The 23,181-nt window shown below is 70.7% G+C and carries 21 protein-coding genes; 9 read left to right on the forward strand and 12 right to left on the reverse strand.

Going from position 1 to position 23,181, the window contains the following annotated elements; translation table 11 throughout:
• Positions 1-79 precede the first annotated feature (79 nt).
• Positions 80-217, forward strand: coding sequence for a hypothetical protein (locus OHS17_RS14265; protein ID WP_018104323.1), 138 nt, complete (start codon positions 80-82; stop codon positions 215-217).
• A gap of 11 nt (positions 218-228) precedes the next feature.
• Here the strand turns inward: OHS17_RS14265 and OHS17_RS14270 are convergent, their stop codons facing one another.
• Entirely contained in the window at positions 229-894 is a 666-nt protein-coding gene (locus OHS17_RS14270; protein ID WP_330312493.1) for a UbiX family flavin prenyltransferase, read from the reverse strand.
• A 102-nt stretch (positions 895-996) separates the two neighbouring features.
• Between OHS17_RS14270 and OHS17_RS14275 the strand changes: the two genes are divergently transcribed.
• Positions 997-1,590, forward strand: a complete 594-nt coding sequence (locus OHS17_RS14275) for a rhomboid family intramembrane serine protease (protein ID WP_330312494.1) — start codon at positions 997-999, stop codon at positions 1,588-1,590.
• Here the strand turns inward: OHS17_RS14275 and mqnP are convergent.
• Together mqnP and OHS17_RS14285 are read right to left on the reverse strand one after the other, a co-directional pair.
• On the reverse strand, positions 1,580-2,500 hold the full coding sequence (mqnP, locus tag OHS17_RS14280) for a menaquinone biosynthesis prenyltransferase MqnP (RefSeq protein ID WP_330315254.1): 921 nt from the start codon (positions 2,498-2,500) through the stop codon (positions 1,580-1,582). The two genes, OHS17_RS14275 and mqnP, sit on opposite strands and share 11 nt — an antisense overlap.
• Entirely contained in the window at positions 2,494-3,951 is a 1,458-nt protein-coding gene (locus OHS17_RS14285) for a menaquinone biosynthesis decarboxylase (RefSeq protein WP_330312495.1), read from the reverse strand. The genes mqnP and OHS17_RS14285 overlap by 7 nt, the downstream gene beginning before the upstream one ends.
• An 89-nt stretch (positions 3,952-4,040) precedes the next feature.
• Here OHS17_RS14285 and OHS17_RS14290 point away from each other — a divergent pair, with 89 nt between their 5' ends.
• Positions 4,041-4,427, forward strand: coding sequence for a PLD nuclease N-terminal domain-containing protein (locus OHS17_RS14290; RefSeq protein ID WP_018104328.1), 387 nt, complete (start codon positions 4,041-4,043; stop codon positions 4,425-4,427).
• On the opposite strand, the gene OHS17_RS14295 is transcribed toward OHS17_RS14290, so the two are convergent.
• The 8 genes from OHS17_RS14295 to hemL form a co-directional block, all read right to left on the reverse strand.
• On the reverse strand, positions 4,424-5,326 hold the full coding sequence (locus tag OHS17_RS14295) for a phosphotransferase (RefSeq protein WP_330312496.1): 903 nt from the start codon (positions 5,324-5,326) through the stop codon (positions 4,424-4,426). The genes OHS17_RS14290 and OHS17_RS14295 overlap by 4 nt on opposite strands.
• An 80-nt stretch (positions 5,327-5,406) precedes the next feature.
• Entirely contained in the window at positions 5,407-6,489 is a 1,083-nt protein-coding gene (gene ccsB / locus OHS17_RS14300; protein ID WP_330312497.1) for a c-type cytochrome biogenesis protein CcsB, read from the reverse strand.
• Positions 6,486-8,207 carry a cytochrome c biogenesis protein ResB gene (resB, locus tag OHS17_RS14305; protein ID WP_330312498.1) on the reverse strand — a complete coding sequence of 574 codons (1,722 nt, stop codon included), beginning with the start codon at positions 8,205-8,207 and terminating at the stop codon, positions 6,486-6,488. The genes ccsB and resB overlap by 4 nt, the downstream gene beginning before the upstream one ends.
• A gap of 6 nt (positions 8,208-8,213) precedes the next feature.
• A complete protein-coding gene (locus OHS17_RS14310) occupies positions 8,214-8,954 on the reverse strand; it encodes a cytochrome c biogenesis CcdA family protein (protein ID WP_383167891.1) in 741 nt (246 codons plus the stop codon).
• Between the two features lie 25 nt (positions 8,955-8,979).
• Complete coding sequence (locus OHS17_RS14315) at positions 8,980-9,588, reverse strand: TlpA family protein disulfide reductase (protein WP_330312500.1); 609 nt, start codon at positions 9,586-9,588, stop codon at positions 8,980-8,982.
• 67 nt (positions 9,589-9,655) lie between these two features.
• Positions 9,656-10,924 carry a hypothetical protein gene (locus OHS17_RS14320; RefSeq protein ID WP_330312501.1) on the reverse strand — a complete coding sequence of 423 codons (1,269 nt, stop codon included), beginning with the start codon at positions 10,922-10,924 and terminating at the stop codon, positions 9,656-9,658.
• Between the two features lie 221 nt (positions 10,925-11,145).
• Entirely contained in the window at positions 11,146-11,835 is a 690-nt protein-coding gene (locus tag OHS17_RS14325) for a histidine phosphatase family protein (protein ID WP_161211123.1), read from the reverse strand.
• A complete protein-coding gene (hemL, locus tag OHS17_RS14330) occupies positions 11,832-13,148 on the reverse strand; it encodes a glutamate-1-semialdehyde 2,1-aminomutase (RefSeq protein WP_330315255.1) in 1,317 nt (438 codons plus the stop codon). Before hemL ends, OHS17_RS14325 begins: the two co-directional genes overlap by 4 nt.
• A 130-nt stretch (positions 13,149-13,278) precedes the next feature.
• On the opposite strand from hemL, the gene OHS17_RS14335 reads away from it, so the two are divergent.
• The 4 genes from OHS17_RS14335 (at position 13,279) to OHS17_RS14350 (ending at position 20,082) form a co-directional block, all read left to right on the forward strand.
• Positions 13,279-13,875, forward strand: a complete 597-nt coding sequence (locus OHS17_RS14335; protein WP_330312502.1) for a hypothetical protein — start codon at positions 13,279-13,281, stop codon at positions 13,873-13,875.
• Between the two features lie 92 nt (positions 13,876-13,967).
• Positions 13,968-19,094: an HD domain-containing protein gene (locus OHS17_RS14340; protein ID WP_330312503.1), complete on the forward strand. Its 5,127-nt coding sequence runs from the start codon at positions 13,968-13,970 to the stop codon at positions 19,092-19,094.
• The gene (locus OHS17_RS14345) at positions 19,091-19,426 is read left to right on the forward strand and encodes a hypothetical protein (protein WP_330312504.1); all 336 of its coding nucleotides are present in this window, start codon (positions 19,091-19,093) and stop codon (positions 19,424-19,426) included. The genes OHS17_RS14340 and OHS17_RS14345 overlap by 4 nt, the downstream gene beginning before the upstream one ends.
• Positions 19,426-20,082, forward strand: a complete 657-nt coding sequence (locus OHS17_RS14350) for a hypothetical protein (RefSeq protein ID WP_330312505.1) — start codon at positions 19,426-19,428, stop codon at positions 20,080-20,082. Before OHS17_RS14345 ends, OHS17_RS14350 begins: the two co-directional genes overlap by 1 nt.
• A 19-nt stretch (positions 20,083-20,101) precedes the next feature.
• Here the strand turns inward: OHS17_RS14350 and OHS17_RS14355 are convergent, their stop codons facing one another.
• Positions 20,102-20,701, reverse strand: a complete 600-nt coding sequence (locus OHS17_RS14355; protein WP_330312506.1) for a short chain dehydrogenase — start codon at positions 20,699-20,701, stop codon at positions 20,102-20,104.
• A gap of 118 nt (positions 20,702-20,819) precedes the next feature.
• On the opposite strand from OHS17_RS14355, the gene OHS17_RS14360 reads away from it, so the two are divergent.
• Both OHS17_RS14360 and OHS17_RS14365 read left to right on the forward strand, forming a co-directional pair.
• Positions 20,820-21,686 (forward strand): LysR family transcriptional regulator, encoded by an 867-nt coding sequence (locus OHS17_RS14360; RefSeq protein ID WP_330312507.1) that lies wholly within the window; start codon positions 20,820-20,822, stop codon positions 21,684-21,686.
• A 62-nt stretch (positions 21,687-21,748) separates the two neighbouring features.
• Positions 21,749-23,179 (forward strand): threonine/serine ThrE exporter family protein, encoded by a 1,431-nt coding sequence (locus tag OHS17_RS14365; protein WP_330312508.1) that lies wholly within the window; start codon positions 21,749-21,751, stop codon positions 23,177-23,179.
• Positions 23,180-23,181: the final 2 nt, after the last annotated feature.

Raw genomic sequence — 23,181 nt, forward strand, 5'->3', positions numbered from 1 at the left:
AAGGCGTGCAGGCATCGACGCCTGCAAATCTTCTCGCACAATCAAAAATCGCTTACGAATCTTCAGGAGTGACGACACCGTGTACACGATCGAGATGGCCTACGCCCGGATGCGCGAGCTTCAGGATCTGGCCAACCGCTCGCGTGCCCACCACCCCGCCGCCGCCCTCCGGGTCGACCGCACCCGCAGTCCCCGGCGCGCGCCCAAGAAGCGCTGACCCCACCACCGTCAGCCCGGGGAGGCACCACCGAGCTCCCCCTCCCAACGGCGGTACAGCCGGTGCGGCACACCTGCCGCGTCCAGCACCCGCCCCGCGACGAAGTCCACCAGATCCTGGATGTGCGTCGCCCCCGCGTAGAAGCCCGGCGAGGCGGGCAGCACGACCGCGCCCGCCTCGTCCAGGGCCACCAGCTGCTTCAGCGTCTGCCCGCTCAACGGCGTCTCCCGGACCGCGACCACCAGCTTCCGCCGCTCCTTGAGCGTCACGCTCGCCGCCCGCTGCAACAGGTCCTTCGACAGCCCGAGCGCCACCCCCGCCACGCACGCCGTCGAGGCCGGGACGATCAGCATCCCCTTCGCCGGATACGACCCCGAGGACGGCCCCGCGGCCAGATCACCGGCCGCCCAGTGACGTACACCCGACAGGTCCACCTCGAAGGTCTCCGGCTTGCCGTCCGCACCCCGCGCCAGCCAGGCCGCCAGGTCCTCGCGCCAGTGCGCGTCGCGGTAGGAGATCCCCGTCTCGTCCAGGAGCGTCAGCCGCGAGGCCCGGCTCACGACCAGGTCCACGCTCTCCCCCGCCTCCAGCAGCCCGCGCAGCACCGCGGCGGCGAAAGGCGTGCCCGAAGCGCCGGAAACCCCGACAATCCAAGGCATTCGCTGCTGCTGACTCACTGAAGACCGGGAATCCACACCCCCGAGCCTATCCGGCGCGCGGTACCCGGAACTGTCCGAGGCCCTTGGCGCGTTCCGTTGGGTGAAGGGGGGTGTCCTGCCATGGACGACGTACGGATGAGAACCGGCGACCGGGCCCTCGCGGCCGGGGCGCTCATGCTCGGCTGGATCGCACTGCTCTGGATCCTGGAGGCCGTCGACCTCGCCACCGGCCACGGCCTGGACGACCACGGCATCTCCCCCCGCGAGCCCGGCGAACTGCTCGACATCGTGCCCGCCGCGTTCCTCCACGACGGCTGGGGCCATGTCGCCTCCAACAGCGTCCCGCTGCTGGTCCTGGGCTTCATAGCCGCCCTCGGCGGGCTGCGCCGCTTCGCCGGTGCCGTGCTCGTCGTGATCCTGATCAGCGGCCTCGGTGTCTGGCTCATCGCCCCGGAGAACACCGTCACGCTCGGCGCGTCGGGCGTGGTCTTCGGCCTCTTCGGCTACCTGCTGGTCCGCGGCTTCGTGGACCGCCGCCCGCTCGACGTGGTCGTCGGCCTGGCCGTCGCCGCGGTCTACGGCTCGCTGCTCCTGGGCGTCCTGCCCACGGACCCCGGCGTCAGCTGGCAGGGCCACCTCTTCGGGCTCATGGGCGGGGTGGTGGCGGCCTTCGCGCTGCGCCGCCCCACCGCCCCGCGCGCGCTCACACCGTGAGCCCGCGCACCACCAGGTCCAGCAGCGCGCACACGAAGAGCGCGATCCCGATGAAGCCGTTGACCGAGAAGAACGCCCGGTTCAGCCGCGACAGGTCATGCGGCCGCACCACCCGGTGCTCGTACACGAAGGCGACCGACACGATCACCATGCCGATCCAGTAGAAGACCTCCGCGTCCGTGGCGAGGCCGAACCAGACCAGCAGGCCCGTCGTCACCACGTGGCACACCCGCGCGCCCCACAGAGCGGCCGGGATGCCGAAGCGCGCCGGGAAGGACAGCACCCCGTGCGCCCGGTCGGCCTGCACGTCCTGGCAGGCGAAGATCAGGTCGAAGCCGCCGATCCAGATGCCGACGGCGAGCCCCAGGATGACCGGGTCCCACGACCAGCTGCCGGTCACCGCGAGCCAGGCCCCGACCGGGCCCATCGCCTGGGCGAGCCCCAGGATGGCGTGCGGGAAGTTCGTGAACCGCTTGCCGTACGGGTAGACCACCATCGGGATCACCGCGACCGGCGCCAGCGCCAGGCAGAGCGGGTTCAGCAGGGCGGCGGCCCCGAGGAACACGACGACGGCGACGAGCGCCCCCGTCCACGCCGACTTCACCGACACCGCGCCGGTCACCAGCTCACGGCCCGCGGTGCGCGGATTGCGGGCGTCGATCTCGCGGTCGATGATCCGGTTCGCGGCCATCGCGAACGTCCGCAGCCCGACCATCGCGACCGTCACCAGCAGCAGCGTGCCCCAGTGGACGCTCCCGTCCGCCAGGAACATCGCGGTCAGGGCGGCGATGTACGCGAAGGGCAGCGCGAAGACCGAGTGCTCGATCATCACGAGCCGCAGGAAGGCCTTCACCTTGCTGCTCGGTTGCGCGGGCCCTGACCCCAGGGTTGCTTCGGCGGCGCTCACAATCCGTATTCCTTCCACCGGCGGTCGACCATCGCCGCCGTCTCCGGGTCCGACTCGACCATGTCGGGCCAGCCCCCGTCTCGCGTGTACCCCTCCTCGGGCCACTTCCGCGTCGCGTCGATGCCCGCCTTGCCGCCCCAGAACTGCTGGTACGAGGCGTGGTCGAGGTGGTCGACGGGGCCCTCGGTGACCACCAGGTCGCGGGCGTAGTCCGTGTTGCCGAGGGCCCGCCAGGACACCTCGTGCAGATCGTGGACGTCGCAGTCGGAGTCCACGACGACGATCAGCTTCGTCAGCGACATCATGTGCGCGCCCCAGATCGCGCTCATCACCTTCTGCGCGTGCTTCGGGTACTTCTTGTCGATCGAGACGATCGCGCAGTTGTGGAAGCCGCCGGACTCCGGCAGGTGGTAGTCCACGATGTCCGGAACGATGATCTTGAGCAGCGGCAGGAAGAACCGCTCCGTGGCCCGCCCGAGCGGCCCGTCCTCGGTCGGCGGCCGGCCGACCACGATGGACTGGAGCAGCGGCCGCTTGCGCATGGTGACGCAGTCGATCGTCAGTGCGGGGAACGGTTCCTGCGGGGTGTAGAACCCGGTGTGGTCGCCGAACGGCCCCTCGGGCAGCGTCTTGCCCGGCTCCAGCCAGCCCTCGATGACGACCTCGGCGTTGGCCGGGACCTGGAGCGGCACGGTCTTGCAGTCGACCATCTCGATCCGCTTGCCCTGGAGGAACCCGGCGAACATGTACTCGTCGATGTCCTCGGGCAGCGGCGCGGTGGAGGCGTACGTGACGGCGGGCGGCGCCCCGAACGCGATGGCGACGGGCAGCCGCTCCCCGCGCCGGGCGGCGACCTGGTAGTGGTTGCGGCTGTCCTTGTGGATCTGCCAGTGCATCCCGATGGTGCGCCGGTCGTGCCGCTGGAGCCGGTAGAGCCCGAGGTTGCGGATGCCGGTCTCGGGATGCTTGGTGTGGGTGAGCCCCAGGTTGAAGAAGGAGCCGCCGTCCTTGGGCCAGGTGAACAGCGCGGGCAGCTGGTCCAGGTCCACGTCGTCCCCGGTGAGGACGACCTCCTGGACCGGCGCGTTCTCGCCCTTCACCTTCTTCGGCGGCACGTGCACCATCGAGCCGAGCTTCCCGAAGGCCTCCCGCACCCCGACGAACCCGTGCGGCAGCTCGGGCCTGAGCAGCCCGCCGATCTTCTCGCTGATCTCACCGTAGGACTTCAGCCCGAGCGCCTTGAGCAGCCGCTTGTCTGTCCCGAAGACGTTCATGGCCAGGGGCATCGAGGACCCCTTGACGTTCTCGAAGAGCAGCGCGGGCCCGCCGGCCTTGTTCACCCGGTCGACGATCTCACCGACCTCCAGATAGGGGTCGACCTCGGCCTTGATGCGCTTGAGCTCGCCCTCGCGCTCCAGAGCCCGGAGGAGGGATCGAAGATCGTCGTAAGCCATGCAGACCAGTATCGGCCACCGGCTACTCTGGGCCCGTCACCGGGGCGGGGCAAAGCCCCGCCAACTCTCCTCGGGGGGATCTTTCCACCATGCTGCGGGCCCTGATCTACCTTCTGCCGCTGGCGCTGACGATCTTCGCGTTCATCGACTGCCTGAACACCCCGGAGGACGAGGCCAAGCACCTGCCGAAGATCGCCTGGGTGTTCATCATCCTGCTGTTCTGGATCGTCGGCCCGATCGTCTGGCTCGCCGCGGGCAAGGTCCGCCAGGCCCCCGCCGGAGGCCGTACGCCCTCCGAGTGGCACCGCAACCACCGTCAGCAGTGGGTGGCCCCGGACGACAACCCGGACTTCCTGAAGTCGCTGAAGGAAGAAAACAAGAACGACGAGGCCCTGCTCAAGGACTGGGAGGCGGACCTCCGCCGCCGCGAGGAGGAGCTGAAGCGCCGCGAGAACGGTACGGAGGAAGCCTCCTAGGCGGCGCCCGCCGGGTCCAGGATCCGGGCCAGCGTGCGGCGGCCCAGGGTGCTCATCGGCGGATTGCTCTCCGCGTAGTACCAGACCAGGCCCATCGCCTGCTCGAACGCCCAGGCCCGGCCGCGCTCCCACTCCAGGTCGTCGCAGCCCAGCGCCCGGCGGAACACCTCGCGCGGGGCCGGGCCCAGCAGGTGCCAGGCGGCCACCAGGTCCAGCGCCGGGTCCGCCGGGCCGAAGCCCCCGGTGTCGAGCACGCCGCCGAGGCGGCCGTCCAGGACCAGGACGTTGCCGGGGATCAGGTCGCCGTGGTTCATCACGTCGGGGGCCGTACGCGGCAGCTCCCGGAAGCCGGTCCAGAGCGCGCGCAGCGGGGCCACGTCGAGCAGGCCCTCGCTCCCCGCGAAGCACGTGTCCATCCAGCCGTCGTGGTCGGCGATCACCCCGCCGCGCCCCCCGCCGCCGAAGGTCCGCCCGTGCGTGGGGGCGTCGCGGAGGCCGGCGACGAAGTCCGCGAGGTCCTGGGCGAAGGCGTCGGAGGCCGCCGGGTCGGCTTCGAAGGCGTTGGTCCCCGGGAGCCAGGTCTGGACGGCCCAGGGCATGGGGTAGCCGGCTCCGGGCGCGCCCAGGGCGACCGGTTCCGGGGCGGGGAAGTGGGAGGCGCGTGCCAGCTCCGCGGCCGCCCTGGCCTCCTGTTCGAGGGCGGCCAGGGCCTCGGCGGGGTCGGCCCGGTGCAGCGGGAAGCGTGCGGAGAGGCCGTCGCCGATGCGGAAGATGGTGTTCATCGTGCCGGTGGAGGCCAGGGGGCGGACGGCCTCACCGGCCCACTGCGGGAACTGGTCGCGGATCAGCGCCGCGACGGTCTGGGTGGTCACGTCCACCTGGTCGTCGTGCATGGTCATGCGCTGCCCCTCCCCCGGGGAAAGACCGCTGCCCGCCCCGGCGGACCGGTGGCGGGCAGGCGGTGTCGTCGTGGTGCGCGTCAGACGCCGGCGTACGAGTGCTTGCCGGTGACGAAGATGTTGACGCCGTAGTAGTTGAAGATCCAGCAGCCGAAGGCGATCAGGGCCAGGTAGGCGGCCTTGCGGCCCTTCCAGCCGGCGGTGGCGCGGGCGTGCAGGTAGGCGGCGTACGCGACCCAGGTGATGAAGGACCAGACCTCCTTGGGGTCCCAGCCCCAGTAGCGGCCCCAGGCGTCGCCCGCCCAGATCGCGCCCGCGATGATCGTGAACGTCCACAGCGGGAAGACGGCCGCGTTGATCCGGTACGAGAACTTGTCGAGGGACGACGCGGACGGCATCCGGGAGAGCACGGAACGGGCGAAGGAGCCCGGCTCCTCGCCGTTCGCGAGCTTGCTCTCGTAGCTGTCGCGGAAGAGGTAGATGAGCGTGCCGATGCCGCCGATGAAGAAGACCGCGCCGCAGACGATGGCGGTGGAGACGTGGATCCACAGCCAGTACGAGTGGAGCGCGGGCACCAGCTGGTCGCTGGAGGTGTAGAGCACCGTGGTCGCGAGACCGAGGTCGAGGAGGATGGCCGTGACCAGGATCAGGCCCATCCAGCGGACGTTCTTCTTCAGCGCGAGCAGGATCAGGTACGCGCCGACCGCCACCGTGGAGAAGGTGATGGAGAACTCGTACATGTTGCCCCAGGGCGCGCGCTGCACGGAGAGCGCGCGGGCGACGACGCCGCCGGCCTCGACCAGGAAGGCGAGGACGGTCAGCGAGACCGCCATCCGCCCGTAGAGGTCGCCCTTGAAGGTGCCGCCCGCGGCGCCGGGCCCGTCCGGGACGTCCCGCGAGCCGGTGGCGGACCGGGTGATGACCTTGGGCTTCTCCAGGACGGCGGTGCCACCGCCCTGGGTCGCGACCTGGACCTTCACCGTAGCGGCGGCGCCCTGCTCGGCGGTCAGCTCGGCGGCGGTGCGGCCGACCTTGCTGCGGCTGCCGAACACCCACTCCGCGATGTGCGCGAAGAAAGCCAGGGTGTAGACGGCCATGGACGAATAGATCAGCACATTGCTGGTGTGTGCCAGATTCTCGTTGGTTGCGGCGGCGAGATTCACTTCTCAGCCCCTTCGGCGGGTTTTACGGAGGACGCCTCGGCGACGTCGCTGTCGGTGCCGGGCGCGGTGGGCGCCTCGGCGTTGAGCGTGACCGCGAGGTCGGCCAGCTCCTCGGGAAGCTTCGCGGACTCGCTGCGGCCTAGCCCGGCCATCTCGACCACGGTGACGCCGTCGGCGCCGCGCACGGCCCGGATCCAGACGCGTCGGCGCTGGATGAAAAGGGAGCCGGCGAGTCCGGCGATGGCGGCGACGGCACCGGTGAGCGCCCAGCCGCTGGCGGGCTGCTCGGAGATCTGGAAGCTCGCCCACTCCTGGAGGCCCTCGAAGGTGATGGAGCCGGCCCCGTCGGGCAGCTTCATCGTCTCGCCGACGAGGAGGCGCTGCTTGAGCTGCTTGCCCTTGGCGTCCTTGAACTCCTTCATCTTGCTCGTGTCCAGCTGGTACACGTTCTGCGCGATGCCGGAGTCGACGCCGATGGAACCGTGGAAGCCGTTGAGCGCGAGGACGGGGAAGTCGGCGGCGGGGAACTGCGAGAACATCGTGCCCTTGCCGTTGCCCGCGAAGGTCGGCACGAAGAACGCCTGGAAGCCCAGCTGCTCGATCTTGCCGTTCTTGTTCCGGTAGCCGTCGAGCACCTTGATGGCGCCGCTCGACGTGACGTTGTTGTCGATGGGCAGCAGCGGGACGGCGGCCTTGTAGACCTCCTTGCCCCGGCCGTCCTTGACGGAGACGACGGGCGCGTAGCCGTGGGCGTTGAGGTAGACCTTGGTGCCGTTGACGACGAGGGGTTCGTTGACCTTGATGACCTTCTTCTCCGGCTTTCCGTACGCGCCGTCGGAGAAGGTCACGCGCGCCTCGTACGTACGCGGGGTGCCGATCTGCGGCCCCTTGCGCTCGTACGTGCCGACGAAGTCGTCCAGGGTAAAGCTGAACGGGGTCAGCGACTCGTCGTCGTACAGCGAGCCGGACTTGAAGTTGTCGTACTGGGTGATCGTGTTGGAGAAGCCGTCGCCCTCGACGACCAGCTTGGCGCCCTCGTACTTGAAGAGCTGGCCCCAGGCGAAGGCGACGAGCATCACGATGAGCGCGACGTGGAAGATCAGGTTGCCGGCCTCGCGCAGGTAGCCCTTCTCGGCGGCGACGGCGTCCCCGGCGAGGTGGGCCCGGTAGCGGCGCTTGCGGACGATCGCGAGCGCGGCCTCGTGGACCTTCTCGGGCTCGGCCTCGGTGCGCCAGGTGGTGTACGCGGGCAGCCGGGTGAGGCGTTTGGGGGCGCCCGGCGGGCGGCTGCGGAGCTGGCCGACGAAGGTGGCGGTGCGCGGGACGATGCAGCCGATGAGCGAGACGAACAGCAGGATGTAGATCGCGGAGAACCACACCGAGCTGTAGACGTCGAAGAACTGGAGCTTCTCGTAGATCGGCGTGACGAAGGTGTGCGCGTCCTTGAACGTCTGCACCTTCAGCTCGTCCACGCTGTTCTGCGGGATCAGCGAGCCGGGGATGGCGCCGAGCGAGAGCAGGAAGAGCAGGATCAGCGCGACCCGCATGGAGGTCAGCTGGCGCCAGAACCAGCGGATCCAGCCGATGACGCCCATGGCGGGGAGGTTCGCCAGGGTCTCCTCGCGGGGGGCGGTGGAGAGCTGGGAGCCGGCGGCGCCGAGCTCAGCTGCGTTCTCCTGGTCCCGCTCCTGGGAGCGGTTGGAGGTGGTGTTGCTCATTGGTACTCAGATCCCCACCTGGAAGCCGTCCGACCAGCCCTGTAGTTCCTGCATCATGCTGCCCCACGCGCCTGTGAGCAGGAGCAGCCCGGTCACGATCATCATTCCGCCGCCGATGCGCATGACCCAGGCGTAGTGGCGCTTGACCCAGCCGAACGCGCCGAGCGCCTTGCGGAAGGCGACGGCGGCGAGCACGAAGGGGATGCCCAGGCCCAGGCAGTAGGCCACGGTCAGTATGGCGCCGCGTCCGGCGGTGCCCTGGTTCATCGCGAGGATGGACACCGAGCTGAGCGTGGGCCCGAGGCACGGGGTCCAGCCGATGCCGAAGAGGGCGCCGAGCAGCGGGGCGCCGACCAGCCCGGTCACCGGCTTCCGGTGGATACGGAACTCGCGCTGCGTCATCCACGGCATGAGGCCCATGAAGAAGACGCCCATGAGGATCATCAGCACGCCCAGCACCTTGGTGAGGGGCCCGCTGTTGGCCTGGAGGGTGTCGCCGAAGAAGCCGAAGAGGGCGCCGCCGGATACGAAGACGGCGGTGAAGCCGGCGACGAAGAGCGAGGCGCCCGCGACCATCCGGCCGCGCCGGGCCTCGGCGAGGTCGGCGCCGCTGACCCCGGTGACGTAGCTGAGGTAGCCGGGGACGAGCGGCAGGACGCAGGGCGAGAAGAAGGAGACGAGCCCGCCGAGCAGGGCGATGGGCAGGGCGACCAGCAGGGCACCGTTGAGGACGGTGTTGTTCTGCATGGCGGCGGCGAGGGTGCTCACCTGATCACTTCTCCGCGATCAGCGGGTCGAGCATCTTGTGCAGGTCGGTGTCGTCCATCGGGCCCACGAAGCGGGCGGCGAGCTTGCCGTCCCGGTCGATCACGACGGTCGACGGGATGGACTGGAGCCTGAAGGTGCCCTTGGGGAAGCGCAGCAGGAGCTTGCCGGTCCGGTCGTAGAAGCTGGGGTACGGGGTCCCGTGGCTCTCTTCGAACTGCACGGCGTTGCTCTTGGAGTTGTCGCGGGTGTTGATGCCCACGAACTGCACGCCCTTGTCCTTCGTGTCCTCGGCGACCTGCTTGAAGTACTTCGCTTCGAGCCGGCAGGGGGCGCACCAGGAGCCCCAGGCGTTGAGGACGATGATCTTGCCCTTGTAGTCGGCGAGATCGAGCTGTTTGCCGTCCACGGTCTCGCCGTCGAGCTCCGGTGCGTCGGCGCGCTCGCTCTTGGGTGCGGTGGCGATGCCACCGCTGCCCGTGACGAAGTTGGTGTCGCCGCCGCCGCTGGTCTTGGTGCCGGAGTCGCACGCGGTCAGCGTGACGGCGAGGGCGGCGGCCGCCAGGGGGGCGGCGAGCAGCGTGAAGCGGCGTCGGGGTGCGCGGCCATGGCTCATGTGAAAAGTTTCGCATGGCCGTTCCGGGGATCTTGGGCACCCCCCTCGGTGCCCGTAAAGCCCGTTGTCAGGCTCGTTTAAAGAAGGTGTTCCAGCCGCCCGCGGGTGCTTCGCCGACCTGGAGTGTACGGAGCTTGTCGAGGACCGCCGGGTCCTGGACGTCGAGCCAGTCCACGAACTGCCGGAAGGAGACGAGGCGCACATCCGGCTTTCCGGCGATCTGCTTGAGCGCTTCCTCGACGGCGTCCATATAGATGCCGCCGTTCCACTCCTCGAAGTGGTTTCCGATGTAGAAGGGCGCGCGGTTCGTCTCGTAGGCGCGCTTGAATCCGCTGAGGTAGGACTGCGTGGCCTGTTCGCGCCAGCCGGGATAGCGGGAGGGCATTCCCTTGGTCGAGTTCTGCGACTGGTTGGCGAGGATGTTGTAGTCCATGGAGAGGACTTCGAAGGTGTGCCCGGGGAAGGGGATGCCCTGGAGCGGCAGGTCCCAGACGCCCTGGCGTTTGACGGGCCAGACCTGGGTGCCGCCGGGCGAGCTGGCGTCGTAGCGCCAGCCGAGCTTCTTGGCGGTGGGCAGCAGGTTGTCCTGGCCGAGGAGGCAGGGGGTGCGGCCGCCGACGAGTTCCTTGCGGTAATCGAAGGGGAGCGATTCCTCGTTGTCCCAGCCGGTGTTGGTGCGCCATTGGGTGACGAAGGAGATCGCCTGGTCGATTTCGCTCTGCCACTGGGCGGGGGTCCAGTTGCCGACCGATCCGGATCCGGCGCAGAAATGCCCGTTGAAGTGGGTGCCGATCTCGTGGCCGTCGAACCAGGCCTGCCGGACGTTCTTCAGCGTCTCCTTGAGGTGGGCATCGGTGAGATAGCCGATGTCGGAGGCGCCGACGGGGTTGTTCGGCGGGCGGTAGAGCGTTTTCTTCGATTCCGGCAGGAGATAGAGGCCGGAGAGGAAGAACGTCATCGACGCCTCGTGTTCCCGGGCGAGTTCGAGAAAGCGCGGGAAGAGCCCGTTGCCGACCTCGCCGGCCCCGTCCCAGGAAAAGATCACGAACTGCGGCGGCTTCTGCCCGGGTTCCAGCGGCACGGGGGCCTGCGGCTGCTTCGGCTGCTTTCCGGTGTAGGCGGTGGAACCGTCGCCGATGGCGCGGACGTCCTTCTTGTTCCCGGCGCCCTTCGAGGTGCCGCCGGCCTTCTGGCCCGCGGCGCCCTTGTCGGGGCTCGGGCTTCCGTCTCCAGCGCCGGGGCCGGAGGAGCCGGCGGTGCCGCACCCCGCCATTCCGGCGGCGGCCGCGGCACCGAGACCGGCTCCGAGCAATCCCCTTCGGCTGATCTCACGCATGCGGCTTCCCATCTGCGGTCGTTTTGCCTTAAGTCCATACAAACTGGCAATCGCTTAGATGGGAGGAGCCACACGGAGGTTCCCCCGGATAGCACAAAATTCTTTACGAAACCAGCCCCGGACATTGACCGAACAGAGGTACTAGCTCCAGCCCGTCCGGCGATTGAGGACAAAACGCCCGCCGAGGTCGACCCGGGCGGGGACTCCGGCCCGCAGGGCCGCTACGCGCCGAACCCCTTCGACGCGCCCTTGACCGGCTTCGCACCGGCCCGCAGGTGCGCGGGGACCAGATCGCGGGCCGGCTCCGAGTAGCCGACGGAGACGATCTTGTCGCCCCGGTACGTGAAGCTCGTCAGCGAGGCGAGGGTGCACTGCCGCTTGCGCGGGTCGTGCCACAGCCGCCGCCGCTCCACGAAGCTGCGGACGATCCAGATCGGCAGCTGGTGGCTGACGCAGACCGCCTCGTGCCCCCGGGCCGCGTCCCGCGCCGCGTCGAGCGCGCCCATCATGCGGACGACCTGCTCGATGTACGGCTCGCCCCAGGACGGGCGGAACGGGTTCGTCAGGTGCTTCCAGTTGTCCGGCTTGCGCAGCGCGCCGTCGCCGACGCCGAAGGTCTTGCCCTCGAAGACGTTGGCGGCCTCGATGAGCCGTTCGTCCGTGGCGAGGTCCAGGCCGTGCGCCTTGGCGATCGGGGTCGCGGTCTCCTGGGCGCGCTCCAGCGGGGAGGCGACGGCGTACGTGATGTCGCGCTTCTCCAGGTGCTCGGCGACCCGGTCGGCCATCTGCCGGCCCAGCTCGGAGAGGTGGTACCCGGGCCGGCGGCCGTAGAGCACGCCTTCCGGGTTGTGCACCTCGCCGTGGCGCATCAGGTGGACCACGGTGATGTCGTCGGGATTCTTCTCGCTCATGCGGTGGCCTCCGAGGCGGCGCGGGCGGCGGCGGGCAGGGCGGCGGCGATGCGCTCGACGGCCTGCGTGTCGTGGGCGGTGGACACGAACCACGACTCGAACGCGGACGGCGGGAGGTAGATGCCCTGCGCCAGCATCGAGTGGAAGAACGGGGTGAAGCGGAAGGCTTCCTGCCGCTTGGCGTCCTCGTAGTCGCGGACGGGTCCGTCCGTGAAGAACACGGAGAACATGTTGCTGGCGGCCTGGACGGTGTGCGCGACGCCCTCCTTGTCCAGGGCGGCGCTCACCAGACCCCGGATCTCGGCGGAGACCGCGTCCACCTTCGCGTACGCGGCGTCGTCAAGGAGTCGCAGCTGCGCGAGCCCGGCGGCGGTGGCGACCGGGTTCCCGGACAGCGTGCCCGCCTGGTAGACCGGGCCGGCCGGGGCCAGGTGCGCCATCACGTCGGCGCGCCCGCCGAAGGCCGCGGCCGGGAAGCCGCCGCCCATGACCTTGCCGAAGGTCATCAGGTCCGGGCGGACCCCGTCGACGCCGTACCAGCCGGCCTTCGACGTACGGAATCCGGTCATCACCTCGTCGGAGATGTACAGCGCTCCGTTGGCGGCGCAGAGCTCCTTGAGCCCCGCGTTGAACCCGTCCAGCGGCGGAACGACGCCCATGTTGCCGGGCGAGGCCTCGGTGATCACGCACGCGATCTCGCCGGGCTGCGCGGCGAACGCGGCGCGCACGGCGTCCAGGTCGTTGTACGGCAGCACGATCGTGTCGCCCGCCTGTGCGCCGGTGACCCCCGGGGTGTCCGGAAGGCCGAAGGTCGCGACGCCGGACCCGGCCGCGGCGAGCAGGGCGTCCACATGGCCGTGGTAGCAGCCGGCGAACTTCACGACCTTGGCCCGGCCGGTGAAGCCGCGGGCGAGGCGGATCGCGGACATGGTCGCCTCGGTCCCCGACGACACCAGCCGCACCTGCTCGACCGGCTCGACGCGCGCGACGATCTCCTCGGCGAGCGCGACCTCGCCCTCGCCGGGCGTACCGAACGAGGTGCCGCGGGCGACGGCCTCCTGGACTGCGGCGATCACCTCGGGGTGGGAGTGGCCGAGGATCATCGGCCCCCACGAGCACACGAGGTCGACGTACTCCCGTCCGTCGGCGTCGGTCAGGTACGGACCGGTACCGGACACCATGAACCGGGGTGTACCGCCCACGGCCCGGAAGGCACGGACAGGAGAGTTCACGCCGCCGGGCGTCACGAGGGACGCGCGGTCGAAAAGCGTCTGCGAAACTGGGGCGTCATAGGGAAAGCTCACACATGCCATGGTGTCAGAGCCACGGACGGTCTTTGCGGACAGGTGTTTCACCGCACGCCCGTGGGGGAGGTCACTGACACGATGATCGGGTTGCACGGCGGGGGCTGTGCCTCCTAGTGAGTAGTCGGGTGGATGAGATATGCATCGCGGTGGCGGAGTGGGCGAAGGGACGGACGGCCCGGGGCCCGAGCCTGCCCGGCGTGGCCGGCACCGGCGGCGCGAGGCCGAGCACACGCAGGGCATACAGGCCGGTGAGGCGCGGACAGGCGGCGGAGCCGGGATCGGGAGTGGTGGCCGGGTGGGGGTGACCTACAAATATTTCGGTGCTCCCGACGGAGCGACCGCGGCACGCGTGCCCATCTCCATGCGCCCCGAGGAACTCGGCGGCGACGAGCTCGGCATGGGCGGCATGTTCACCAAGATCAAGCCGGAGACCGTGGCCGCGATGGTCCTCACCGGCATACAGGGCATACCTCTGCACAAGGTCCCCCCGCTGGAACTGGTCGTCCTGCACCCCGACTACGCGGTGGTCAAGCTCCCCATGACCGTGGTCGACCCGCTGCGCGGCGTCGGCGAGGAGTCGGTGGGCGCCGCCGCCTTCATCTGGTCCACGGTCCCGGACCGCGGCGGCCCGCGCGACGCGTTCAACGTCTACCAGCTGCTCCACGAGTGGCAGGACTTCAGCCACCGGCTGCACGACGCGGGGCATCAGGCGTATTGCCTGGTGTGGCCGTGACGGAGGGGGTTCGGGCCGTACTGTTGCGCTGACGACAGTGCGGCGCCAGGGGGCCTGTGCCCCTTGGCCCAGGGGGAGGGGACCGCTCCGTCATGGGCGTATCACGGGCTTTGCTGATCGCGGCCCCTCAGCCAGGCCTGGAATTCGTCCACCAGGACCTGACCCTCATCCGGGACGCCTTGATCGAGTCCGGTTACCCGGACTCGGCGGTCACCGTGCTGGACACGGGGCAGGCGACCGGGTACGGCATCGCCCTGGCGCTCAACGCATTTCTGGCCGAGTGCGGGGACGAGGACTTCGGCCTCGTCTACTTCACCGGCCACGGAGTGCGCCGGGCGGACGCGGACTACTTGGTGCCCGTCGACGGGGACCCGGAGCTGCTGCGCAGCCTGATCAAGGTGGCGCCCAACGAGCTGCTGGACAAGTTGCGTTCCGCGGCCACCGTGATGCTCTGCCTCGACGCCTGCCGGGACGAGGCCGATCCGGACATCGGGACCCCGCCCTCGCCGGAGGCGTCGCACGAGCGCCGCAACGTCGTGCTGGTGCAGGCATGCGTGGCGGGCGAGCGGGCCATGGGCACCGAGGAAGGCAGCTTCATGAGCCGGGCGCTGGCCGAGGCGCTGTCCCCGGACACCCCGTGGCGCACGGTCTCCGAGGTGCTCGCCCATGTGAAGCACCGGACCGAGGAGATCGCCCGGGACAACGGGAGCCGGCACCCGGTGGACGTGACATGGCTGGGCAGTCCCCTCGGTGATCCTCCGGCCGAGTCCTCCCGGCGGGAAGTCTGCGCGTCCGGACGTGGCTCCGGCGGCTGGACCGCGGCCATGCACGACTCGCCGCTGTGGACCCGGGTGACCAGCGACGAGGTGGTGACCGGCCGGCTGAAGGACCGTCTCAGCCTCCTGATCGACCGGGTCCTGCGGATCAAGTACGACGCCGACCGGGTGCGCAAGGCGGGCCCGGACCTCTGGGAGGACCTCCAGTTCCCCGAGCGCGTGCTCGTCCAGCTCGACCGGCTCGTCCCGGACGGCCCGGACGGGCGGCTGAGCCCCCTCGAGGTGGTCGTCCTGCTGGCCGCCCCGTTCGCCCGCGAGGCGGCCGTGGCGTGCAGCCGCCGGGCCCTGGCGGAGCTGTACCCGCCGACGGGGCCCGGCGAGGACGAGGAGAAGCACGGACGGCCCGACTCCGGCGACCCGTACCGGGACCACCTCGCCGACGACGTGAACGACGTCCGCCGGGCCTACCGGCAGATCGACGCCAAGCGCCTCAGGCTGCGGTCCGCCGGGCCGGACACCGCGGCGGTCGCCGCCGAACAGTGGCTGAGGCACCGGCTCCCGGCCGACTGGGACCAGCTCTGGTGCCAGTGGCAGGACGGGGACAAGAGGATCGGCGCCCTGAAGAGCATGGCGGACGTCCTCCGGCTCATGACGGACGTCGCCGAGTACGCCGCGTTCCTGGAGATCACGTCGAAGCCCACCCGGCGCGACCGGCTGAGCGACGCGCTCCTCCAGGTGGTCTCCCAGATGCACACCCGTCCCGGGACGAAGGCCCCGGACGGCAAGGACTGGCAGAAGAAGCTGGCCGAGAGCCTGGCACTCGCAGACACCACGACCTGGCGCCCCGCCCAGCTGGCCGGTCTGCTGCACGTGGCCGAGCTGCTGGCCATCGACCCCCGGATGTTGGACGGGATCGTCGTCGACCACCTCGGCGACGATGTGACCGACCCGGCGACGCTCCTCGCCGGCCTGGACGACGGTGGCTTCGCCCCCTCCGGCGACCACGACTGGGGGCTGGTCTTCGAGTGCCCCGGACCTGCGCTGCACGTGGCGCTGGACCGCCAGGCGCAGTCCGCGGCCGCGGCCGCGCAGGAACTCCGCGACGGCGATCGCAGGCATCCGCTCTACGCCCGGCTCCCCCGCCACGTCGGCACCGGCGGCATGGAGCCCCGGGACGAGAGCTACAAGTCCCCGCCACCCCGCTTCCAGCTCTCCGAGGACGGCGTCAAGCCGCTCATCATGGGCACACAGCTCTACGGCGACCACATGCTCGCCCTCCGTGAGCTGTACCAGAACGCGCTGGACGCCTGTCGGCGCCGTCATGCCCGCCAGAGCTACGCCGTCGCCGTCCCGCAGGAGAGCGGCCTGCGCGCCGGCACTCCCGTCAGGGAGCTGTCCACGTACGAGATCACGTTCGTCCTCGGTCGTAGCGAGGACGGGCGGGTCTATCTGGACTGCACGGACAACGGCATCGGCATGACCGAGGACGAGCTCGACAAGCTCTTCTCGCGAGCCGGCCGCCGCTTCGAGCAGTCGCCGCAGCACGTACGCGAGCTGCGGCGCTGGCGCCGCCAGGGGGTGCGGCCGGAGCTGAACAGCCGGTTCGGGATCGGCGTCTTCAGCTACTTCATGCTGGCGGAGACGATCGAGGTGACCACCCTGCCCGCCAACGGGAGCGGCTTCGGCAGTGGCGAAACGGGGCACCACGTGCACGTGACGTCGGACTCCGGGCTGATGCGCTCGTCCCGCGACTGGTCCATGGAGGGGCCCGGCACCCGCGTACGCCTCTATCTGCGGCCCGAGTTCGCCGAGTCGCCGCCCTCGGTCGTCAGGATCATGCGGGAGCAGGTCTGGCACACGCCGGTGCGGCTGTCCGTGGAGGACAGTCTCACCGCACCGTCAGAACCGGACGTCTGGGAGCCAGGGGTCCTGAAGTCGATCACTCCTGTTGTTTCCCCTGCGTCGTCAGAGGGCCCGTGGTGGGTCCGGGACAAGGGTGCCCGTCTGGTGGACGGGATCTTCGTGGGGGGCGACGAGAGACCCCACGGCTACGTCGTCAACCTGCGCCGCCGGCACGACCCGGAGCTCAGCGTCGACCGTAACCGGCTCCAGCGATTCGCGGCGGACCTGGTCCGGAAGGAGTTGGCTGAGGTCGTTGACACCTTGAAGCTCTGGGAGCCGCTTCCGCTCGACTGGCTGTGGGAGCTCATCAAGGACGACCCTCGGGTCGGGGAGATGGTGGTGCGGCGCCTGTTGTCCGGCGACGACGTCCGAGTCACATGCAACGACTGGCACGGCAGCATCGTGAGTGCGCCCGGCAACATCATGTTCCTGGCGTCCCTCGGCTGCCTCCCCGCCGACGGGACCGATCAGGTCCGACACACGACCGTCGACGAGGAAGAGATGGCCTCGCCCATCTCCTTCTTCCGCTGGTGGCGCTACCAACTCGCTGACACCGGAGGGTGGCAGCGACTGAGAACACCTCGTGCCCGCATCGGCTACCCCTCCGGATTCCCTGCCGTCACGGCCCTGGACGGGCTGTTGTTCCGTGAAATGCCCAACACCCGCTGGAGCTCCATGGCAGCCGCGCTCAGCGCGGCAGATGGCAGCGGGCATGGCCTGGATGTCGTGACTCGCGCTCTCCGACGCTATGCCGTTGCCGGAGTTCCGATTCCCGAGGTGGCCGACATCCGAAGCCTCTCCAAGCTGAGAATCAGCCAGCTGCTGGCCGACACGTACGGGACGTACGCCACGCGCCCCCAATACGCCTCGGACAGGGAGGCGCTGCAGCCACCGGCCCGGCTGGCACTCCTGCTCGTCGCGGGTGTCGCCGGCAAGACACTCCAGGAGATCGCGGAGCTGGCCGGCCGTCTTCGTACGCTGGACCCCGGATTCCCGGAACCACCGGAACTCGATGAGCTCGCCCGGCACATTCCGGACCGACAGGAACTCGCTGTCCTCCGTGCCGAACAGGTTCCGGAGATTTTCGGGCTCCCAGCAGTGGTCACGCCCCTCGTCGCCGCCTACTTCGCCAGGCATCTCCGCATCGAACCCGCCGATGTCGTAGCAGTGGCTCGCCGGTACGCGCGGTTCGGCTTCCAGGTCACCGAGGAGGTGGGCGCCGCCCGCATGCAGGACGGCGACGAAGCGGCATTGGGTCTTGGGTATCACTCATCGGCGCAAGCGTTCCTGGCCCACCCGTACATCACCTTGCCGAAGCTGGTCGAATTGTCGGCACGGCATGGTGACCCGACGGTGGAAGTCACGGATCGGTCCATCCGGCAGATCGCGGAGCGGCTGCGCCTGGCGATGGACGATCTTGCTGGCAGCCCTCTCGCCTCCGTCAAGGCTCCCTCGTGGTGGGCCGGCCTCATGGCGGAAAGCAAGCCGGGCGACGGGCCATTGAGCGCCTGGGCCGTGCTGCGGGCGCTGCGGGGCAGCTCGAAACCCGCATCAGTGGAGCAGGACATCGAAGCGGTCGAGGCTTTGGCAGCCGCAGGCGTTGTGCGTGCCGATGCCGTGGAAGCAGTGCGCACGTGGTGGCGGACACCGGCCGCAGAACGCCCGGAAGCCTTGACCGACGGGACCCGGTCGGTTCGCTTCCTCGACACCGGTCGCTGGCAGTTCACAGTCTCCGTCGATCCCACCTCCCCATGTGTTGATGGCCAGTTCCTCATGACCCTGGCAGCTGACCGGCGCGTCACAATCGGTGAGGCAGCCGAGCTCGTCCGCCGGGAGGCCGAGCCCTACGGCATCGATGTCGCTGTCGTGCCCGAAGAAGCCTGGGCCCTTCGTCCGCACATGGCGACGATCGAGACTCTCTGCACGCCCCTGGTGGAGGCGTGGAGGACCGAGCTCACCCGCCGGGAGATCGTCACCTACGCCCGCGACTGTGGCGTCGACCTGCCAACGGCGGTATCCGAACTCCGCGCCTACGAAGCCCTCGGCGCCCCGGCGGTCCCAGCCGCCCAGGCACCGCCGGATGGCACGGCATCCGGCCAGGAGCCGGACCCGGCCGTCCGGGCCAAACTGGAGGAGCTGTTCCAGTTCCACCCCCTGGTACAAGGCACCGTCACCCCCCTCACCCTCACCATCACCGCCGTACGCCTGGGCCTCGGCCTCAACGCGACCCACCAGGCCCTCGCCGCGTACCCGGAGCTCGGGTTGTTCGCGGACCGCATCGCACCCGACAATCCCGCCCCGGACGACGACCACGCCCCCGACCACCGGGACGTCATCCTCCTCACCCGGCACCTCACCGGCAGCGAACCGGCCCTCGCCGGAGACGTGACGCACGAGCACATCCAACTCGCCGCCGAGGAGACCGAGCTGGACGTCCCCGAGGTCCGTCGACGCCTGGCGCACTACGCGCCGTGGTTCGGCCTCCGCGTCCCCGCCGAAGAGGCGCCCCGTACCGCCGGCACAGAGAAGGAGCCCACGTGACCGCCCATCAGGACGTGCCGTACCGCGAGCAGCAGGTCGCGCCGCCCGCCGATCTGCGGGAACGCATGAGCGAGGTCGGCGCCATCGAGTTCACGGGCACCTGTCCGGTCTGCCACGGCGCGAACGTGTCCGCGCTTCCCGCGGTCTCTCCCGGTGCCGTGCCCAAGGGCTGGCCCTGGAAGCGGGACGGCGGTTCCGCCGCTCCGGCCGCCGAGCCGCGCCCGATGTACTGCGAATGCCCGGTGACGCACCCCGACGATCCTCTGGAGGAGTTGGGCTGCGGCGCGTGGTGGCCGGTGGTTCCGGGGTCCGCCACGGCACAGGGCACCTGATGGCCGGACTTCCCCGCCTGTCCGCACGGGCGATCCGCCTCCAGGCCCGCCAGCGCCTGTACGACATGCTCCAGTCCCAGCTCGCCATGGCCCGCCACCAGGCCGAGGGCTGGCGCAACTTCCTCGCCACCGCGACCGCGCTGCTGGCGGCGGTCCTGGTGCTGAAGGGGCGCGAGAACGTCGCCGAGCTCACACCCGCCTACCGGTGGAGCGTCGTGGCCGCCATCGCGGTGGGCCTGCTGACTCTGCTGTCGTCGGCCTTCACCGCGGCCTCGGCCGCGCACGGGCGGCCGAAGGACGCGTTGGAACACGCGGACGAGATCCAGCTCATCAAGTGGGAGAAGAAGGAACTCGCGCGTACCGCCCGGTACGTCAACCTCGCCCGCTGGCTCGCCGTCGCCGGGGTGCTGGCCACGGCGGCCGGGGTACTGGCGACCTGGGTGGCACCCGCGAACGAGAAGGACGCCGCGACGGTCACCGTCCACACCCGCGAAGGAACGGTCTGCGGTGAACTGGTGTCTCTCGGCCCCTCCGGCGTCACCGTCCGCATCAAGGCGACTGCTACCGCGTCGGACGGCGGCGGCCCCAAGGACTCCCTGCGCACCCTCGCATGGGGCACCCAGGCCCTGAGCGCCGCGCCCGCCTCCGGCTGCTGAGGGCGCGGTCAGGACCCGGCTACCACACCCGGTAGACCCGCCCCGTCTGCGCGCCCTCGATCGAGCGGACGTAGGCCGTGGCCACGCGGGCCGCCGGGACCGGTTCGATGCCGGGGAAGAAGGGGCCGTAGGCAGGGAGGGACTCCTCGACCACCGTCGGGCTGACCGCGTTGACGCGCTGGGGCGGGAGCTCGATCGCGGCGGCCCGGACGAACGCCTCCACCGCCCCATTCGCCGCGGAGGCGGCTGCGCCGGCCGCGATGGGCTCCTCGGTCAGGATGCCGCTGACCAGGGTGAACGAGCCGTGCGGGGGCAGGTGGGCCGCGCCCTGGCGGACCAGGTCGAGCTGGCTCAGGGCCTTGCCGCGGAACGTGGCCGCGAAGTCGTCGGCGGTCAGCTCGGCGAGCGGGCGGAACACCGCGTCGCCCGCGGTGACCGCGACCGCGTCCAGCGGACCGGCTTCCGCGTAGAGGCGGGCGACCTCGTCGGGCCGGGTCACATCGGCCACCAGGTCGCCGCCCGAGCGGCCGACCCCGATCACCGCGTGACCGCGATCCGTCAGCGCCTTCCGTACCGCACCGCCCAGCGTGCCCGCCGCGCCGACCAGGAGAATCCGCATGTCGCACCGTCCGTCCATCGTGTGTTCAGGGAGGCCGGGAGGCCCCGGCGCCTTCGACGCTACGGATCCCGCGAGCGCGGCGGAAATGCCTTCTGCACAGGGACTATGCTCCTCAGGCATGGATGATGTGGAGCTGCGCCACCTCAGGGCGCTGGACGCGGTGGCCGAGGCGGGCACCATCACCGCGGCGGCGGTCCGGCTGCACATGACGCAGCCCGCCCTCTCGCGCACGCTGGCCCAGCTGGAGTCCCGGGTCGGCGTCCGGCTGGTCGACCGTTCGCCCCGGCATCTGACGCTCACCTCGGCCGGGCAGACCCTGCTCGGGCACGGTCGGGCGATCCTGGCCCATCTCGACGCGGCCCTCGCCGACACCCGTACCGTCTCCCGCCCCCTGCGCATCGGTTACACGTGCGCGGTCCTCGGCCGGCAGACCGTACCGCTGCTGCGCTCCTGGCGCCGGGCGCACCCGCACATCCCGCTCGACGTGGTCCGCCAGGACAACAGCACGGCGGGGCTGGCCACCGGGGACACCGATGTCGCCGTGCTCCGGACCGTCCCCGCCGACCCCCGCATCCGCACCGAGGCGCTGTACACGGAGGACCGGGTCGCCGCCCTGCCCGACGACCATCCGCTCGCCGGCCGGGACCGGGTCCTGATGGACGAGCTGACCGCCCACCCCGAACTCCCCCTCGCCCTGTGGCCGGACACCGGCACCGCGTCGCCCGACCTGTGGCCGCCGGAGCGCCGCCCGGACCGCACGGTCGAGGTCGGCAATGTGGACGAGTGGCTGAACCTGATCGCCGCCGGGGGCGCGTTCGGCCTGGGCGCGGCGGGGACGGCCGAGAGCCACGGCCACCCGGGCGTCCGGTTCGTCCCGGTGGCCGACGCGCCCGCCGCCACCGTGTACCTCGCGCGCCCCGTTCATCCCACGCATCCGCGTACGGAGGACTTCGCGACGGCGGTCCGGGACGTGGTGAGCGGCTGACCCGGCCAACAGGCGTAACCCGCCGGGCCCGGAGCGCTCCGCCGCGCGACGCTGGTGCCCAGGTGTCCGGCAAGTGGGCGGAGGAGCGGGGCGTGGTGCGGTGGCGGGTTCGGGCGCACGCGCGGCAGGCGCGGCTGGACCGGCTGCGGCGGGACGACGCGACGCTGCTGGACCGGCTGCACGCGACCCCGTACGAGAACGTGGTCTTCCCGCCGGTGCGGGAGTACGAGGAGGACGCGGCGGCCGAGGTGCTGCGGTTCTCGCTGCGGCTGGGGCGCGAGCTGTTCGGCGCCGGGGCGTCGACGCGGGACATCCAGACCGCCGTGGTGGCGGTCACCGCGGCCTGGGGCATGCAGAACCTGGAGATCGTCATCTCCGGCTGCGCCCTGCACCTCCAGTACGCCCCGCCGGGCCGCCCGCCGGTCGTGATGCAGGCCGTCCTGTCCTCGGAGGACTCGCGCGACCTGTCCCGGCTGACCGCCTTGCAGGGGCTCACCGCCCGGATCGCCGCGACCCGGCTGCCGCACGGTGAGGCGGCCGGTGCGCTGGACCGGATCGTGTCGGCGCCGGCCAGGTGGCCGTGGTGGTTCACGGTGGGCGGCGGGGCGGTGCTGGCGTCGATGCTGTGCGTGCTGGCCTCGGGCACGGTCCGGGCCGCGCTGTTCGCGCCGCTGCTCTTCCTGGTCAGCAACCGGATCGCCTGGGCACTCACCCGTACCGGTCTGGCGTCGTTCTTCGTCACGGCCGTGCAGATCGCGCTGCTGATGGCGGGCACGATGGCGCTGATCCACCCCGGGGTGCTCAGCGGGCGGGAGGGGGCGAGTCTGCTCGCCGCCAACATGATCCTGCTCCTGCCGATCCTGACCGTGGTGTCGCTGACCGAGGACGCGATCGACGGTTTCCGGCCGATGGCCGCCGCCCGGACGGTGAGCCTGGTGGCGTTCCTCACGGCGGCCGCGTGCGGGGTGCTGACCGTGGCCTTCCTGGTGCCGGGGCTCGACGCCAGTGCCCGTACGACGACGCTCACCGCGCTCCCGGTCTGGCTGACCCTCGTCACCAGCGGCATCGGCGCGCTCGGCAACGCGGTCTTCATGGGCGGCGGGCCCCGCCTGGTGCCGTGGGCGGTCGCGGCTGCGGTCACCGGGGCGTGCGTGAAGCTGCTCGGGACGACGCAACTGGACTGGACGGCGCCGCTGGCCATCGGGGTCGCCACCGCCGCGATGGGCCTGGCCGCCGGAGCCCTCGCACCGCGCGCCGGCGCCCCCGCACGCGCGATCCTCATCCCCGGCATCGCGGGCGCCGTCCTCCCCGGCCCCGACCTCTACCGCAGCCTCCTCCAGCTCCTCCTGCACACCCCGGGCGCGGGCACCTACCTGGCGCTCACCCTCGCGTCCACGGCGGCCATCGGCGTCGGCGCCGTCCTGGGCACGGTCCTCGGCGCGGGCGGCGAACGCCAGTGGCGCCGCCGTCTGCATCCGGCGCCCGCGCACTGAGC

This window comes from Streptomyces sp. NBC_00523 (assembly GCF_036346615.1).
Classification (GTDB): domain Bacteria; phylum Actinomycetota; class Actinomycetes; order Streptomycetales; family Streptomycetaceae; genus Streptomyces.

Bases quoted from the DNA above. Each gene is read 5' to 3' on its own strand.
- OHS17_RS14275 (WP_330312494.1), top strand. From the start codon at position 997: ATGGACGACGTACGGATGAGAACCGGCGACCGGGCCCTCGCGGCCGGG.
- OHS17_RS14285 (WP_330312495.1), bottom strand. From the start codon at position 3,951: ATGGCTTACGACGATCTTCGATCCCTCCTCCGGGCTCTGGAGCGCGAG.
- OHS17_RS14290 (WP_018104328.1), top strand. From the start codon at position 4,041: ATGCTGCGGGCCCTGATCTACCTTCTGCCGCTGGCGCTGACGATCTTC.
- OHS17_RS14295 (WP_330312496.1), bottom strand. From the start codon at position 5,326: ATGACCATGCACGACGACCAGGTGGACGTGACCACCCAGACCGTCGCG.
- resB (WP_330312498.1), bottom strand. From the start codon at position 8,207: ATGAGCAACACCACCTCCAACCGCTCCCAGGAGCGGGACCAGGAGAAC.
- OHS17_RS14310 (WP_383167891.1), bottom strand. From the start codon at position 8,954: ATGCAGAACAACACCGTCCTCAACGGTGCCCTGCTGGTCGCCCTGCCC.
- OHS17_RS14315 (WP_330312500.1), bottom strand. From the start codon at position 9,588: ATGAGCCATGGCCGCGCACCCCGACGCCGCTTCACGCTGCTCGCCGCC.
- OHS17_RS14320 (WP_330312501.1), bottom strand. From the start codon at position 10,924: ATGCGTGAGATCAGCCGAAGGGGATTGCTCGGAGCCGGTCTCGGTGCC.
- OHS17_RS14325 (WP_161211123.1), bottom strand. From the start codon at position 11,835: ATGAGCGAGAAGAATCCCGACGACATCACCGTGGTCCACCTGATGCGC.
- hemL (WP_330315255.1), bottom strand. From the start codon at position 13,148: ATGGCATGTGTGAGCTTTCCCTATGACGCCCCAGTTTCGCAGACGCTT.
- OHS17_RS14335 (WP_330312502.1), top strand. From the start codon at position 13,279: ATGCATCGCGGTGGCGGAGTGGGCGAAGGGACGGACGGCCCGGGGCCC.
- OHS17_RS14340 (WP_330312503.1), top strand. From the start codon at position 13,968: ATGGGCGTATCACGGGCTTTGCTGATCGCGGCCCCTCAGCCAGGCCTG.
- OHS17_RS14350 (WP_330312505.1), top strand. From the start codon at position 19,426: ATGGCCGGACTTCCCCGCCTGTCCGCACGGGCGATCCGCCTCCAGGCC.
- OHS17_RS14355 (WP_330312506.1), bottom strand. From the start codon at position 20,701: ATGCGGATTCTCCTGGTCGGCGCGGCGGGCACGCTGGGCGGTGCGGTA.
- OHS17_RS14360 (WP_330312507.1), top strand. From the start codon at position 20,820: ATGGATGATGTGGAGCTGCGCCACCTCAGGGCGCTGGACGCGGTGGCC.